This window comes from Agromyces hippuratus, from assembly GCF_013410355.1.
GTDB lineage: Bacteria > Actinomycetota > Actinomycetes > Actinomycetales > Microbacteriaceae > Agromyces > Agromyces hippuratus.
The window spans coordinates 2,071,813-2,086,760 of the sequence record NZ_JACCFI010000001.1; the positions used below are offsets into that span (position 1 = coordinate 2,071,813).

Annotated in this window: 8 protein-coding genes; 3 read left to right on the forward strand and 5 right to left on the reverse strand. The window is 66.0% G+C overall.

Translation table 11 applies throughout. The features are described from left to right. Nucleotides 1-49: 49 nt before the first annotated feature. On the forward strand, nt 50-5,494 hold the full coding sequence (locus tag BJY17_RS09695; RefSeq protein WP_179551164.1) for a DUF3320 domain-containing protein: 5,445 nt from the start codon (nt 50-52) through the stop codon (nt 5,492-5,494). A gap of 84 nt (nt 5,495-5,578) precedes the next feature. On the opposite strand, the gene BJY17_RS09700 is transcribed toward BJY17_RS09695, so the two are convergent. Both BJY17_RS09700 and BJY17_RS09705 read right to left on the reverse strand, forming a co-directional pair. Further along, the gene (locus tag BJY17_RS09700; protein ID WP_179551165.1) at nt 5,579-7,705 is read right to left on the reverse strand and encodes a GmrSD restriction endonuclease domain-containing protein; all 2,127 of its coding nucleotides are present in this window, start codon (nt 7,703-7,705) and stop codon (nt 5,579-5,581) included. A 117-nt stretch (nt 7,706-7,822) separates the two neighbouring features. Continuing rightward, on the reverse strand, nt 7,823-8,467 hold the full coding sequence (locus tag BJY17_RS09705; RefSeq protein WP_179551166.1) for a hypothetical protein: 645 nt from the start codon (nt 8,465-8,467) through the stop codon (nt 7,823-7,825). A gap of 60 nt (nt 8,468-8,527) precedes the next feature. Between BJY17_RS09705 and BJY17_RS09710 the strand changes: the two genes are divergently transcribed. Then, complete coding sequence (locus BJY17_RS09710; RefSeq protein ID WP_179551167.1) at nt 8,528-9,244, forward strand: hypothetical protein; 717 nt, start codon at nt 8,528-8,530, stop codon at nt 9,242-9,244. On the opposite strand, the gene BJY17_RS09715 is transcribed toward BJY17_RS09710, so the two are convergent. From BJY17_RS09715 to BJY17_RS09725, 3 genes are all read right to left on the reverse strand, one after another. Next, nucleotides 9,210-10,559, reverse strand: coding sequence for a coiled-coil domain-containing protein (locus BJY17_RS09715; RefSeq protein ID WP_179551168.1), 1,350 nt, complete (start codon nt 10,557-10,559; stop codon nt 9,210-9,212). The two genes, BJY17_RS09710 and BJY17_RS09715, sit on opposite strands and share 35 nt — an antisense overlap. Nucleotides 10,560-10,605: 46 nt before the next feature. Then, complete coding sequence (locus BJY17_RS09720; RefSeq protein ID WP_322789800.1) at nt 10,606-12,027, reverse strand: MFS transporter; 1,422 nt, start codon at nt 12,025-12,027, stop codon at nt 10,606-10,608. Between the two features lie 124 nt (nt 12,028-12,151). After that, nucleotides 12,152-12,628 carry a pyridoxamine 5'-phosphate oxidase family protein gene (locus tag BJY17_RS09725; RefSeq protein ID WP_179551169.1) on the reverse strand — a complete coding sequence of 159 codons (477 nt, stop codon included), beginning with the start codon at nt 12,626-12,628 and terminating at the stop codon, nt 12,152-12,154. Nucleotides 12,629-12,827: 199 nt separating this feature from the next. Between BJY17_RS09725 and BJY17_RS09730 the strand changes: the two genes are divergently transcribed. Continuing rightward, nucleotides 12,828-14,924, forward strand: a complete 2,097-nt coding sequence (locus BJY17_RS09730; protein WP_179551170.1) for an endonuclease/exonuclease/phosphatase family protein — start codon at nt 12,828-12,830, stop codon at nt 14,922-14,924. The last annotated feature ends 24 nt before the right edge of the window (nt 14,925-14,948 follow it).

Here is a 14,948-nt window from a genome sequence, read left to right on the forward strand (position 1 = left end):
GTCGGAACATGGCACAGGTACGCCGTACATTCGGGGGTAGGAGGCATCCATGAGTCATGACCAAGACAAGCTGCGGACCGCACTTCGGCAGTGGCGCGAATCGCTCGTCAACCTGAGCGGTCGGAACAAGCTTCTGAACTATCGTGCGACGAAGGCGTCGACACTCGAGTTCGATCGCCACACGGCCGAAGAGGTATTCGGCCTCATCTCGCAAGGCGAGGGCGTCTACACAGTCGGCACGAAGCCGCCTGTCCAGAAGAGCACCAACGATTCAGATCTCGAAGACGAGGTCCTCGAGGTCATCGAAGACTTCGACTACGACCGATTCCCCGATCACCTCTTCGTCGACCGAACCCAACTCGATGTCGATCGGATCTTGAAGAACCTCGCCGCGGCGGCTCGTCGCGAGTACCTCGACAAAGGTCTCAACATTCTCTACGTCGCTTTCGGGGCATTGCGCTGGAAAGAGGAGTCCGGCGACGCGCGCCGCAGCCCGCTCTTGTTCATTCCGGTCACGCTGGAGTCCGACGGGCCTCGCCAGCCTCATCGTCTGAAAGTGTCCAACGACGACAAGGCAGTCAACCTGGCCCTCGCATTGAAGCTTCGGGAATACGGAATCGAACTCCCGGCGAGCGACTTGGTCGATGCCGCCATGGAATCCGGGGGCCTGCAGGGAGCGCTCGATCTGTTCAGGCAGCTCGACTTCCCCGATGAATGGGCGGTTGAAGACCTCGCGTCGCTATCGAGCTTCATGTTCGCCAAGGAGGCGATGTTCCGCGACCTCGAGGCGAACGAGAGCCGAATTCTCGAGCATGCGCTCCTCGGCGCCATCGCCGACCCTCGGTTCGACGAAGGTGCCGCCTATCTTTTCGATCCTGTCGAAGAATCGAAGATCGATGAGGTCGCGCCACCAGAAGTGACTCCGCTCGTACTGGATGCCGACTCGAGCCAGCGGGTAGCTGTAGCAGCCGCTCGCCAGGGTCGCAGCTTCGTTCTGGATGGGCCTCCCGGAACCGGCAAGAGTCAAACGATCTCGAACATCATCGGTGCGCTCATCAACGACGGAAAGCGTGTTCTCTTCGTCTCCGAAAAAGCCGTGGCTCTCGATGTTGTGCGCGATCGCCTCTCCGACCGCGGCCTCGGCTCGTTCGTACTCGAGCTTCACAGTCACAAGGCAGCGAGAAGCGAAGTCGCCGCTGGGATCGCACGCGCACTCGACACACGGATCGCACCCGCTCGGAAGGTTTCGCCGCTCGCGAAGCCCCGGGCGGCGGAGTTCAGGGCCCAGCTGAGTGACTACGCGACGGCGATGAACGAGGCGCGGGAACCGCTGAAGTTGAGCATCCATGAAGCGATAGGGCTCATCGAGGCAACAGGCGTCACCGAGATGTTGCCCCCCGCGGAGTTCGCGGCGAACGCATTCGACCAGGCGACTCTGGAAGAGATTCGGTCCACGGCAAAAGCAGTAGAACGCGTATGGCCGGTACTCCTACGCGGTCGAAGCGACGGATGGTTCGGCATCGCGGATACCGAAGGTCTCCCCTTCGCCGTGGAATCAGCTCGGGCGGCCGCGGAATCGCTGGTTCGCGAACTCGACGCATTCGAGAGCCGCAGCCGGTTCGGGCTCGACAAGATGTCGTCTTGGCGAGGCGTGCACGACTTGATCGGCACGTTTCACGCGCGAGCCGAGCACGGTCTCGATTGGTTGACGGTCGAGTCGTTCGGCGTTGTAGAGCGAAACGCCGAAGCTTTCATTTCCGCTGGCCAGGAGCGCGACAACGCCGAAGCCGCTGCTGAGCTCGTTGCTGGATCGGCTTGGAGATCGATCCCGAATCTGCCAATAGAACCTGCGCTTGGCGCGACGCTACTGACCGCGCTTCCCAACGCCGAGAATACGAGCATCCACGACCTGAGCGCCACGAAGCGTTGGACCGGGGAGGCTCGCAGACTAGGCGCCCAGCTCGAGGAGGCCGCGTTCGCACTCACCTCCGTGCTGGGGCTCGAGACGATCGCTGATCCGAATCACGTCGAATCGCTAGTTTGGGTTGCCAATGCAACGCTCGCCGACGCTCCCCCCGCCGCGGGCTGGGTGCGATCAGAGGAAGCACTCTCCAAAGCACGCGAGTCGCTGAGCAAGCTCAAGGCGGCCATTCTCGCTGAGGATTCGGCGCGGAGAGCAGCGGCCACCTTCTTCACGCCCGCGGTTGCGAACGTTCCCATCGACGAGATAGCACAGCGATTGGGGGCAGCGACAGGCCTTCGCAGCTGGAGCAGCAAGGCTCGCGCGGACCGCAAGATTGTGGCCTCTGTGGCGGCGGTGCCGATCAAGGAAGCTCTCAAGCACCTCCATCTTGCAACCGAATGGCAGACGACACGCGCTGCCCTCTCGCAGGAATGGGAGCTCGCACGCGACCCGTTGACGCCGTATTCGAGCGCACCGTTCGATGAGGCGACGGCCGATGCATTCCGCAACGCCGAAGCGATCGTTCACCACGCCTCGGTTGTCGACTGGGCGGGGCTGGAGAATGTACTCGCCGATGGCGGGCTGCGACAGAAGGGACGCGTGGCGCGTGACGCCTTGGGACAGGCCACACGCGCCTGGGGAACTTTCCTCGTCGGCTCCGACCCAACGCTCGTTGCCGCCTCGGTTGTCGGAGGTTTCAGCGACATCGTCAAGACACTAGATGCGCTGGATTCAGACATCGACGCGCTCGAGGCCTCGTCTTCTCACATCACGGCGGTCGTCGGCGATGGAGCCTCGCCTGCGAGAATCTGGACGATTGCCGATGCGGTGTCGTCGGCCACGGCAAAGCAGAAGGCTCTCAAGGAGCTGATGCCAGGGCTCGACGCACTGGTCCTGCGAATCGCGCCAAGCGCCACCGAATCAGAATTCGCACAACTGAGGGAACATCTGACGTGGGCCGCTCAGGTTCGTGGATTGGTAGCGGCGTTGATGGGTCGCGACGTTTTCACCCCGTTGACCGAGGCCGAAGTCGTTTCGCTAACTGAGGCTCCTTTCTCCCACTACCTGCCGACCACCGGCGAGCTATGGGATGCACGGCGAGACGAACTCATAGGACATTTCATCCAGGAACGCGCGAGCGACATCGCGTCTGATCTGGAGGATCCCGAAGAAGCACTCGAGCTACTCGAGTATTTTGCTTCCGACCTCCGTGGAGCCGACGCTGCTCTCGCAGCGAACGAAGCACGCGAGCGCATGGTTGATCTGGGTGTGCGCGAAATCTTGGAGAAGGTGGTTGCTCTCGACGTCGCAGACAGCGAGGTGCCGCGGTACATCGAGAACGGAGCGCTCCGACATTGGCTCAGTCATCAGTTGCGGTACGACCGGCGGCTCAAGACTCAGACCGGCGATGAGCGCGACGCGATCGTCGCACAGTTCCGCGAGCTTGATCACGAAGTCATCCATGGCTCCGCGCTCGAGATCATCGCGGCCGCCAACGATCGGAAGCCAGCCAGCAATTATGGGCAGTCGGCTCTCATCCGGAAAGAGGGAGAGAAGAAGCGGCGGCACATTCCGGTGCGCGAACTGATGGATCGTTCGCGGGACGTCATCCAGGCGATCCACCCGTGTTTCATGATGAGCCCGCTCGCCGTGTCTCAATACCTTCCGACAGACATGACCTTCGATTACGTCATATTCGACGAAGCGAGCCAGGTGATGCCGGGTGATGCCGTGAATTGCATCTACCGCGGTGCTGCGCTCATCGCGGCAGGAGATCAAAAGCAGTTGCCGCCAACCACGTTCTTCGTAAATGCCTCGTCCGTCGATGAGGACAGCGACGAAGAAGACCTGGCGACCGATTACGAGTCTGTGCTCGACCTCATGAAGTCGAGCGGCTCCTTCAACGCAATCACACTTCGTTGGCACTATCGGAGCAGGCACGAACATCTCATCGCGTTCAGCAACTTCTCGTTCTATGAGAGCAAGCTCATCACCTTCCCGGGCGCCGTGGCATCCGACGAGCACCTCGGCGTCAAGTTCCATCTCGTAGACGGCACCTATCGTCGATCCGGTGCCCGTGACAATCCCATCGAGGCTAAGGCGGTTGCGGCCCGAGTCCTCAACCATTTCGACAGCCGTCCGCAGGAGAGCATCGGCGTCGTCGCCTTCTCGGCAGCTCAGCGCGACACAATTGAAAACGCGTTGGAGCTCGCACGTGCCGCTCGACCCGACCTTGACGAGCACTTCGCAGAGGGTCGCCTCGACGGCCTCTTCGTCAAGAGCCTCGAGGAGGTGCAGGGCGATGAGCGCGATGTCATTGTCCTATCGGTGGGCTACGGCCCGGACGAGAACGGCAAGGTCTACAGCAACTTCGGACCCATCAATCAGAAGGGCGGACATCGTCGACTCAACGTGGCAGTGACTCGGGCTCGAAAGCTCGTCGAGGTCGTATCTTCTGTTACTGCTGCGCAGATCGGCGAAACAGGTTCCGAGGGTGTGCGGCATTTCCGCCGCTACCTCGACTATGCGGAACGTGGGCCAACGGCCCTTTCGCTGGAGCTCGGCGCTGAAGGTCGGGGCACCGATTCCCCATTCGAAGACGCGGTCATCGATGTCATTCGCGGCATGGGATTCGATGTGCGCCCGCAGGTGGGCGTAGCGGGCTTCCGCATCGACATCGGCGTCATTCATCCCGATCGCCCGGGTTCCTTCCTACTCGGCGTCGAGTGCGACGGGGCGCAATATCACTCATCCCGTGCTGCGAGGGATCGCGACCGACTGCGGCATGAAGTTCTCGAGGGGCTCGGCTGGAGGATCCACCACATCTGGGGAACAGCGTGGTATCGGAACCGAGATCAAGAGGTAGAGCGTCTGCGAGCCGTGCTCGAGGAACAACTGGCCGGCCCTCAGGAGGGGCGTGTCTCGCCGAGAACCCAAATCCGAGTGGTCGAGATCGATGAAGTCGAATCGGTTGCGCACCTCGATCCCCCCACGTGGACAGTGCCGTACGAGGTGACGAGGTTTCCGAAATTCCCACGCGTCGATCTGTCGGACGAGCACAACGCGCGACACCTCGTTGCATTCGTCGATGCGGTCGTCGAGACGGAAGGACCGATCCATTTCGATGTATTGGCGCTCCGTCTTCGAGAACACTCTGGTGTCGGGCGAACCGGCCGCCTGATACGGAACACGCTCGTCCGATCGATCCAGTTGTCGAAGGCCGTGGAAAACGACGGCGACTTCGTCAGCGTAGCCGGGCGAACCGTCGATCGGGTTCGGAGCGCGACCATCGAAGCGACCCGAAGCGTGTCGCAGGTCCACGCGTCTGAACTTCAGCTCGCTGTGGAAAACGTGGTGCGCGATGCGGCAGGAGCATCACGAGCCGAGGTGACGAGTGCAGTTGCTCGTGCGTTCGGATGGTCTCGAACGGGCAGCGAAGTCAGTCAGGCCATCGCACGCGAGATCGATGGAATGGTCCAGGTCGGCTTGATCACGGAGGGGAGCGCAGGCCTCTCAGCCGTGCGCGAGTGATGCGGCGTGCCGAGAATCATTCGGCTTGCTGCTCCGCCCGCGTGAACGCTCGATCATGACGGCGCAGCAGATCAGCGGAGCGCGCTACTTGACGTCGAACGTCAATTCCTCGTCTGCGGGCATAGAGTTCTGGAATTCCGTGCGGACGTCTCGTAGCCTGCGGCCATCTGCCACCGCCCAGAAGTACCACCCGTTCGTCGCGCGCGTTCGCAACGCGCGCCCGGCAGCCGACGGCGTCGTGTACCGCTTGCCGTCCAACTCGATGGCACCATCAGCGGTCAGGACGCCTTCCTTGCCCTTGTAGTCCCGGTGGGTCGCTATGAGCCTGTCGCCCGTTACGAGGAGGCCCGCCTCCATGAGGTGCTTGAGTTCAACCCAGTCTCCAGCTTTGGTCTGCGGGTCGACGACCTTGCCGTGGTGACCTTCCGGGACGGGCCAGATGCGGGACAGAGCATCGACCAAGGCCATGGTTCGCTCGTCGATCAACTTCTCGTCCCAGTCCTCCTGCTCGGTGCGCTTGATTACGCGTCCGGTGAGGGTGATTGTGTTGTGGTCCTGCAGAGCCGACCGCTTTGCAGACCACGGGCCGTTCGAGACCTTTGAGTTGAGCGACCTGGTCAGGAGGGTCAGGTTACCGAGGACGTGGACGTGCGCCTGCCGGATTTCGACCTCATCGGGAGTTCCCACTGGCCATGTCTCTTTCCACGATCGGGGAAGGAGGTGCTCAATTGGGTAGCCCTTTCGCTCGATCTGCGGTTGCCCGGTCTCCGCGCGGAAGTAGTCCTCAGTGGCTTCGAGGACCATCCGGAGTCGCCCTCGTGGCAGCCGCGAGTATGCAGCCTCGGTAGCCAACGCCCGCCGAAGTTCCTCGTCGCCAGGCCAGTAGGTCGTGGTGACGTTGAGTCGCGCAAGGTGGCCAATAATCCGCTCCGGGAGATCAGTGCTTGGCACCCTTGAGTATGCCGCGATGACCTCAGCGACAACGCGACCAAGGCTGCTGCCAGAGAGACGGAGAAGTTGGCGGCGGACGACCCAGCTCTCAGCCGCTTGGATAATCCTGTCGATGGTCTCCGTCGGAAGGTTCTTGCCCGGCTCATGCAGCCAGATGAGGAGCGGCCGGAGGAGCTCAATCCCTCCGGCCTGCATTCGGTACACAGCCATTTCAGTAGCGTTCAGGCTCCCGCCCGGCCGGTTGGCCGCCTCCGTCCACGATTCGTATTGCTGCGCCTGCAACTTGATCACGGGCAGCAGGTCATCCATGGACTGCCCAGACTCCAGCTCGACGTACGACTTGAACCGATTGAACGTCGCCTGCGGACTGACCTCCTCGCCCGTCCGCGCAATGAGCCACTGATTGAGGAACAGCGAGCTGCGGCTGACGAAATTGCGGCCCACGCTGACGTCCTTCATCCAGAACTTCGTCTCGAACGGCCAATCCTCCCTATAAGCCCTCGCCGTATCGCCCCCTTCAGCTTCTAGGCGCTGAAACACGAAGTTGCGCACCAGATCGGCGGCGGTGAGTGGCGTTCCACGAGCGTTCAGCGTCTCGAAGATCTCCTGCGAATTCTCCGAGGCATCGAGCTCGATGGAGACGAGCTGAAGGCCGTCAAGCAGGACCGCGGTGAGTTCCCTCGCCTTGATCGCATAGGCATCCCCTTCGGCCACGCCCAGCCATTGCTCGACGACCGTGGAGAAGTAGGCGTGCGCCGCGACGATTTGAGAACCTGCATTCGACAGATCAGCGTGGTCAACCGGTGGCTCGGCAGACATCACCTCGTCAAACGCGGCCCGGTCCTTGTTGAGGTGGCGTACCTTGAGGCGGCTGTCGCCCTCCTCGACAAATATCTCGTCGTTGTGCGTAAGTCGTTCAAGCTGGCCGGCCAGCTTCAGGTGCCCGGCCTCAGCGAGGAGAGCACAGGTCGCGTCGGCGAGGGTCTGCAACGTCGTCAAGCGCTGCTGCCCATCGATCACGTTCCACGTCGTCAGCCGCCTGCTCTGAGCTTCATGAGACTGAATCACGACTGCCCCGAGAAAGTGACTAGCGTTTGAGCTGGGCTCAGCGATCCGAAGCTCCGTGATACGGCGGATATCGTTCCATAGAGGCGCCCACTGCTCCTCCTCTCGCCAGACATATGGCCGTTGGAACAAGGGGATCAGAAAGTGCTGCGGCAAGTTGAACAACTGCAGCGGTGTTCGCTTGAAAGTCTCCACGACATCGATACTTCCGTATCACGCGGGTCAGGTGGCGATATTGCGACGAGATCGAGGCGGAGTCGGTTGGGTCGAGTGAGCGCTCAGCCGTCCCCGGGCGATCAGCGGTCGAGCCGTTCAGCCGGCGAGGCGTCGTTCGTCCGCGAGCGCCACGGCCCGGCCACGCGACCCGAGCGGTCGTCCGTGACGCCGCGACGCTTCGATGTCGTGCCGGGCTCGGCGCAGGGACTCGCTCGCAAGCGACGCGACCCGCCCGGCCATCGCGATCACCTGCTCTCGGTGCTCCTGATCCGTCGTGGTCATGACCGCCTCCGAGCCGCCGAGGAAGTGGCCGAGATCGATCCGGGCGTGCTCGGACTCGGCCAGCCTCGTGAGCGCCTCGGGGCTGATCCAGCCCGGGTGAGCGGCGATGGCATCGCGGGCGACATCGAGCTGTCGGTCTGCGTCCCTGATCGCATGGTGCATGTGGTCCACCAGCGGAATCAGATCCGTCGCGCGCTCGCGTGCCGCTGCGATGGCGGCGACCAACGTCGCGCGTGCCTCGCGCAGTCGGCTCAAGTGAGCGAACGGGTCAGTGTTCACCCCGGCCTGCGGGATGGCGGCGAGGGCTGCCTGCAGCTCGCCGACCACATCCGTGACGCGGCGAGAGCGCGGCTCTTCGAGTGCGGCCGTGAGGTCCCGACGACACTCCTCGGCGAGCGCCACCAGCATCGACTCTGCTCGCAACGCCTCGACCTCAAATGTCTCGACGGCATCGAGCAAGCTCGCCGCTCGATGCACCGATGCAGTGGATGCCTCGAGCGCGACGCTCGCCTGCTCGCGGTGACCTGCCGCATGTCGCACCTCGGCCACAGCCACACCGTGCTCGGCGAACCCGATCAGTCGATCGGCCTCCGCGGGGTTGCCGTCCACCCGAGCGAGCGCCGCGCGGGCATACCGAGCGGCAAATCGGTCGACGGTGTCGCGGGCGTTCGGGATGCGGGCGCGCAGGCGCTCGAGGTCGGCTCGCACGGCTGCGGCGACCTCAGGCGCACGCCGCACCCGCCTGGCCCGGTCGGCGAGGGCGGTGGTCTGCCGTTCGAGCGCATCCTCGGCCGACTCGCAGAGCTGCACGATGCGCAGGTTGCGGGCGCGCACGTCATCGACGCTGCCAGGCATCGCCTCGTGATTGAGCCGGTGCAGTCGGAACGCGTCGTTCAGGCGCGTGCGCACCTCGACGAGCGTCTCGCGCAATTGCGTCGTCGCGTCGGGCCCCAGCTCCGCCTCGGCGAACCCGAGATCGTCGACCGCGATGCGGACGCGTTCGTCGGCGGCGACCAGGGCCAACGCGGCCTGCTTCGCCCGGTCGGCGTCGCGAACCGCGAGTTCAGACGCACCGCGTGTGCGCCCGACCCGGAGACATCTGACCCGAAAACCGGCCATGGTGAATCCAACGATCGGTGTTCGCGACCCGCATGTCAACGTTTCGTTGACAGCTACGCCGGCGTCAACAGCAGACCCGAGGTCAGTCGAAGATGCCGTCGAGGATGCTTCCGATGACGAGGCCGCCAAGGATGCCGCCCATCATGTCGCCGCCACCGCTGCGTCGACCGCCGCCGCCCCAGCCATCGCCGCCCCACTGACCGGGATCCTGCGGGCGTGACGAGTCGATGTCGCGCTGCGCGAGCTGCAGCGCCTCGGCCGCGAGGTGCGCGACACGTCGGGCCATCAGCATCGCCTGCTCACGGTGGTCCTCGCCGATGACGGAGACCGTCGCCGCGGGCGTGCCGAGGAAGCGGTCGAGGTCGACCCGCACGCGCTCGGACTCGGCGAGGCGGGTGCGGGCGTCGGCGCCGATCCAGCCGCGGTGGCCGGCGATGACGTCGCGAGCGACGGCGAGCTGCCGGTCGGCGTCGTCGATGGCGTGATGCACGTGCTCGAGCGGCGGGATCGGGCGCGCAGCGCGCTCGCGAGCCGCGGCGATCGCGGTATCCAGCCCGGAGTTCGCATCGCGGAGGCTACTGAGCTGCGCGAACGGGTCCGTGTTGACGCCGGCCGCGGGGAGAGCGGCGAGGGCACCCCGCAGCGCGGCGATCGCGGCCGTGACCGCGGGCGTCTGGGGCTCCTTCTGGGCAACGGCGAGGTCGCCGCGGGAGTCCTCGATGATCGCCGACAGCGTCGACTCGGCGCGCAGCGCCTCTACCTCGAAGGTCTCGACGGCGTCGAGCAGGGTCGCAGCGCGGCGCACCGACTCGGTCGACGCCTCGAGCGCGAGGTTGGCCTGCTCGCGCTGCCCGGCCTCACGGCGACGCTCGGCGACTCCGGCGCTGTGCTCGGCGAATCCGAGCAACTGCTCCGCCTGAGCGGGGTTGGCCTCCACCTGGGCGAGCGCCTCGGGCGCGTAGCGGGCAGCAAGCCGGTCGATGGTCTCGCGGGCGTGGGGAATGCGGGTGCGGAGGCGCGCGGCATCCGCTCGCACTCCGGCGATGATCTCGGGAGCCCGGCGCGCTCGCGCGATCTTGTCGGCGAGGGTCGACATGTGGTCGTCGAGCACGTCTTCGGCCCAGTCGCAGAGCTGCACGATGCGGGCGTTGCGCTGCCGCAGCTCTTCGGCGGTGTCGGGAATCTCGTCGTGGTTCAGCTGGTTCAGCCGGAACGCCTCGCCCAGGTGCTGCTTCACCGCGGTGAGCGCGGTGCTCAGCTCGGCGGTCGCGTCGTGGCCGAGCTCGGCGTCGGCGAAGGCGAGCTCGTCGGCGGTGACGCGCACGCGCTCGTCGGCGGCGACGAGAGCCGTGCCCGCCCGCTGCGCCAGCACCGCATCTTGAGCGTTGAGTTCTTGCTCTTCGCGCTTTCGCTTGCCCCAGAATCCGGCCATGCCATTGATCCTATGGGGGTGGCTGGGAGGCGGCTGGGGTGGGTGGTCAGGCGTTGACGGGGAGCAGGCGCTCGGGGTGGGTTTCGACAGGCTCAACCGGCAGAGCATCGGCGGGCTGGGTTTCGACAGGCTCAACCAGCAGTCCCGCGGCGGGCTGGGTTTCGACAGGCTCAACCGGCAGAGCGTCGAGCGGATGCGCGATCTCGTCGCGCGTCATCCGCGCCGCCACGATCGCGACCACGCCGATCACGAGCGGGGCGACCCCCGCGATCAGGAACACCACGGGCAGTCCGACCGTCTCCCCCGCCGGCCCGGCGATGGCCATCGACACGGGCATGAACGCGAGCGAGACGAAGAAGTCGAGGCTCGAGACCCGCCCGAGCATGGCCGGCGGCACCCGGCGCTGCAGCAGCGTGCCCCAGATCACGACGCCGCCGTTGAACGCCGCACCCACGGCGAACGCCGCGATCACCATGAGCCAGATCTGATCGGTCATTCCGAAGACCGCGAGCGGGAGGCATCCGAATGCCCACAGCAGGTTCATCACCGTCAGGTACCGACGCGGCAGCTTGAGGGAGGCGACGACCATCGAGCCGACCGCACCGCCGATGCCGAACGCCGCGAGAATCAGCGCGTGCTCCTGCGGGCCGCCGCCGGCGGAATCCTTGATCACGAACGGCACGAGCACCTCGAACGGCCCCATGATCAAGAGGATCAGGAGCGACGCGAACCCGAGCGTGCCGAGCAGCCAGGGCGTGCGGGCCATGTAGACGAAGCCCTCGCGCACGTCGACGAGCAATGCGAGGGCCGGATGCCGCGAGCCGCCGCTGCTCGCCTCGGACTGCTCGCCGTGGTCGCCAGCCTGCCCGCCCCGCAGCGGCAGGTCGGGCACCTTCACGAGGCATCCGACCGCCGCAGCGCCCGTCAGCGCGGCGACCGCGAGTGCCGCACCGGGCGACGAGACGGCGATGAGCGCGCTTGCGAGCGCCGGACCGGCCGCCTGCATGAGCACGGGCCGGGCCATGCCCTCGAATCCGTTGGCGGCGAGCAGCTGGTCTTCAGGTACGACGCTCGGCAGCAGCGCCGAATAGGCCGGGTAGTACAGCCCGGCCATGATGCCGCCGACGAGGGCGACCGCGGCGAGCTGCCAGACCGCGAGGGTGCACGTGAGCGACAGCAGTGCGACGATGCCGATGCTCGCGGTGCGCACGACCTCGACGACGAGCAGGATCCTCCGCTGCGGGATGCGGTCGGCGAGCGCACCGCCGAGCAGCGTCGTCAGCAGCATGCCGATGGCCGACGCGCCCGCGACGAGCGAGAGCTCGGCCGCGCCGCCGCCGATCTCGACGATCTGCCAGACGAGCGCGACCAGCCAGATGCCGGAACCGACGAGGGATGACACGAGGGCCGCCGCGAGCCAGCGATAGGCGGGGTTGCGCAGCGGCCGAAGAGCCCGGGGAGTCGACACGATCTTCTCCTACGACATGAGTACGAATACTTCAGAAGCGGATGCCTCTACTCATGCGTCGATCCGCAGCGGGCGAGATCGACATCGTGCGCGATCGAAATCGCGTGACATCGAGGCCGCCCGGTCACTCCACCGGAACGCTGACCCGCCCCTCCGTCTCGTCGAGCACGAACACCTCGGTGGCGCGCGCCACGTACAGGCGGTGCGGGGCATCACCGGTGACCGCCGCGGCATCCCAAGCCGGCAGCCCTTGCTCCACCGAGCACCCGCTGTAGACCGCGAGCGCTGCCGCGAGGTCGGCCTCGTCGACCTGCTGCGCGACCGCATCGACGTACACGGCTTCGGCCCGACCCACGGGTGCCGTCGAGTCGAACACGACGAGCGCGACTTCGGGCCGCGCTGCGATGTTGTGCGAGTGCCGCCGAGCGGTGCGGGAGACCCAGAAGAACTCGGAGAGGCCGCGCGCCGCGAACCAGACGGGGCTCGCCCACGGGCGCCCGTCGGCGTCGGCAGTGGCGAGGGTGAGGTAGGTGTTCTGCTCGATCAGGCGCCGCGCCATCTCCGGCGGCGATTCAGGGGCCGCTGCCGTATCGCTCTGCATGGCCGCCACGGTAGCCGAGTGGGGCGCCGGCCGACAGACCGGTCGAACGGGGAGGGACAACCCTGAGGCCGATGCCATGACACGGCAGTACGGTGACACCGCCATGAGGGAAGGCGGACGCCATGCGACTGCGAACAGATGGCCGGAACGAAACCGACGACGCCGACGCGTCGACCGAGCGACCGAAGGCGGTGCGCTGATGCGACCGCTGCGTCTGATGACGTTCAACGTGCAGTTGCTGCCGGTGATCGCCGGAGTCAGCGAGGGCACGGTGAGCGTGCCCGCCGGCATCGCCGGCCTGCTGCCCGGTGGCTCCGCCGACTCGATCGCGCGCGCCGAGGCCGTCGCCGCCGACCTGCTCAAGATCAAGCCGAAGGAACGGCCCGACGTGCTCGCCCTCAACGAGGTGTTCAGCGAGGACGCCCGCGACCTGCTGATCGCCGAGCTGAAGGCGAAGTGGCCCCACGTGATCGAGTCGGTGCACGAGGGCGACCTCGAAGAGGACGCGGGGCTGATGGTGTTCTCGCAGCTCCCGTTCCTCACGCTGCCGGGCGGCGGCGACCGCCGTGAGCGCTTCTACGCGGATGACGCGGGCGCCGACACCTGGGCGTCGAAGGCCGCCGTGCTCGTGCAGGTCGGCCGGCCCGCCGAGGTCACGACGCTGGTGTTCACCCACCTGCAGGCCTCCTACGACACCGAAGAGCAGTACCGCGACGTGCGCAAGAACCAGCTCGCCGAGATCCGCGACCTGGTCGCCGAGGTGCTCGGCTCGTCGCCCAACAACTGGCAGAACGTGATCGTGGCCGGCGACCTCAACATCCGCGGCGACCTCGACGCGACGAGCAACGAGTGGTTCGACATCTTCGACACCGCGGGCGACCCCTTCGGCGACCTCTTCGCCGACAGCTGGATCGAGATGCGCCCGCCGGGCGTGACGGAGGACCTCGACCCCGGCCTCACCAACCGCAACCGCGAGACGCAGGCCGAGCAGCGGCTCGACTACATCTGCCGGTTCAAGACGATCGACGGCATCGACCTGGTCGCCCACCACATGCGCGTCGGGCACCGCGACACCTCGGACCACTACGCGCTCGAAGCACTGATCCAGATGCGCGACGACCACTGCCAGCCCACCTCGGCGGTCGACATCGACGCCCTCGGCCCGAGCGCGGGCGGCTCGGGCGTCGGGCAGCCGCAGACGTCGCTTGCGACCTTCGTGCAGCCCGACATCGCCGTCGAGGGCGGCCGATCGTGGGCCTGGCTGCGCCGGCCGGGCACGTACACGTTCCACCACAGCCCGTCGCTCGTCGTCGAGGTCTACGCCGCCGACGACATCTCGCGGCCCCTGACCCGGCTGGACTCGCTGTCGGTCACCGACGTGCCGCCGGCCGTCGAGGGCATCTATCGAGAGTTCGAACGGCAGGTCGGCGACGAGGGCTCGACCTACGTCAACCGCTCGCCGCTGCTCGTCTCGATGCGCACCAAGAGCGGCGACCCGGGCGGCGGCGTGCTGATCGTGCTCGAGCACCTCGGCGACACCAAGGCCACCGCGATCGCATTGCCGGCCCACCTCGACGTGCCCGTGCCGTTCCCCGAGAACCAGCGGCTGGGCGATGACGACATCGCGTGGTTCAGGTTGAAGACGCTCGAGACGCTCATGGGCAAGTCCCGCCAGGAGTCCGTCACCGTCGAGCAGCCGATAGGGTCGGGAAGCATCGAGGCACTGGATGCCGCGAGCAGCACGCTCGGCAGCGACTCGGGTTCGGGCACCCTCACGCACGACTTCGCCGCCGGCGCCGACGACGAGCTGTTCATCACCGTTCGCCGCGACAGCGACGCCGACACCGGGCAGGCCATCCGCTGGTCGACGCCGGTGAGCTACCTGCGGCTCGACAAGGGCTTCACCGTGCACGTCACCGACGAGTCGGGCCCCGACTGGCCGGGCGAGGACGAGCCCGTGTTCGAGATGTGGATGGACGGCGACAAGCTGCTCACGACCGACTGGGACGATGCCGACACCGGCGAGGACTGGCCCGGTATCGCGGAGAAGATCTTCTTCGAAGTGGTGCAGCGCGGAGGCGGCCCGAGCAAGTCGGTCGGCTTCACCGAGACCCTCGACTTCGTCATCGAGGACCCCGACGACCTCGGGGCCGCGCACGGCGTGACCTCGTGGACGATCGCGGGACTCAGCCCCAACGAGCCACCCGAGCGCAAGCGCACGGTGGCGGTCACCGTCTTCGACACCATCTCCGACGGCACGTACACCGTGAGCTGCACGCTGTCGCGCGATCCCTGAGCCGACGGCGGCAAGTGGAAGAAG

Excerpts from the sequence above, each read along its gene's own strand:
- BJY17_RS09725 (WP_179551169.1), bottom strand. The coding sequence starts at position 12,628 with ATGCAGAGCGATACGGCAGCGGCCCCTGAATCGCCGCCGGAGATGGCG.
- BJY17_RS09715 (WP_179551168.1), bottom strand. The coding sequence starts at position 10,559 with ATGGCCGGATTCTGGGGCAAGCGAAAGCGCGAAGAGCAAGAACTCAAC.
- BJY17_RS09695 (WP_179551164.1), top strand. The coding sequence starts at position 50 with ATGAGTCATGACCAAGACAAGCTGCGGACCGCACTTCGGCAGTGGCGC.
- BJY17_RS09730 (WP_179551170.1), top strand. The coding sequence starts at position 12,828 with ATGCGACCGCTGCGTCTGATGACGTTCAACGTGCAGTTGCTGCCGGTG.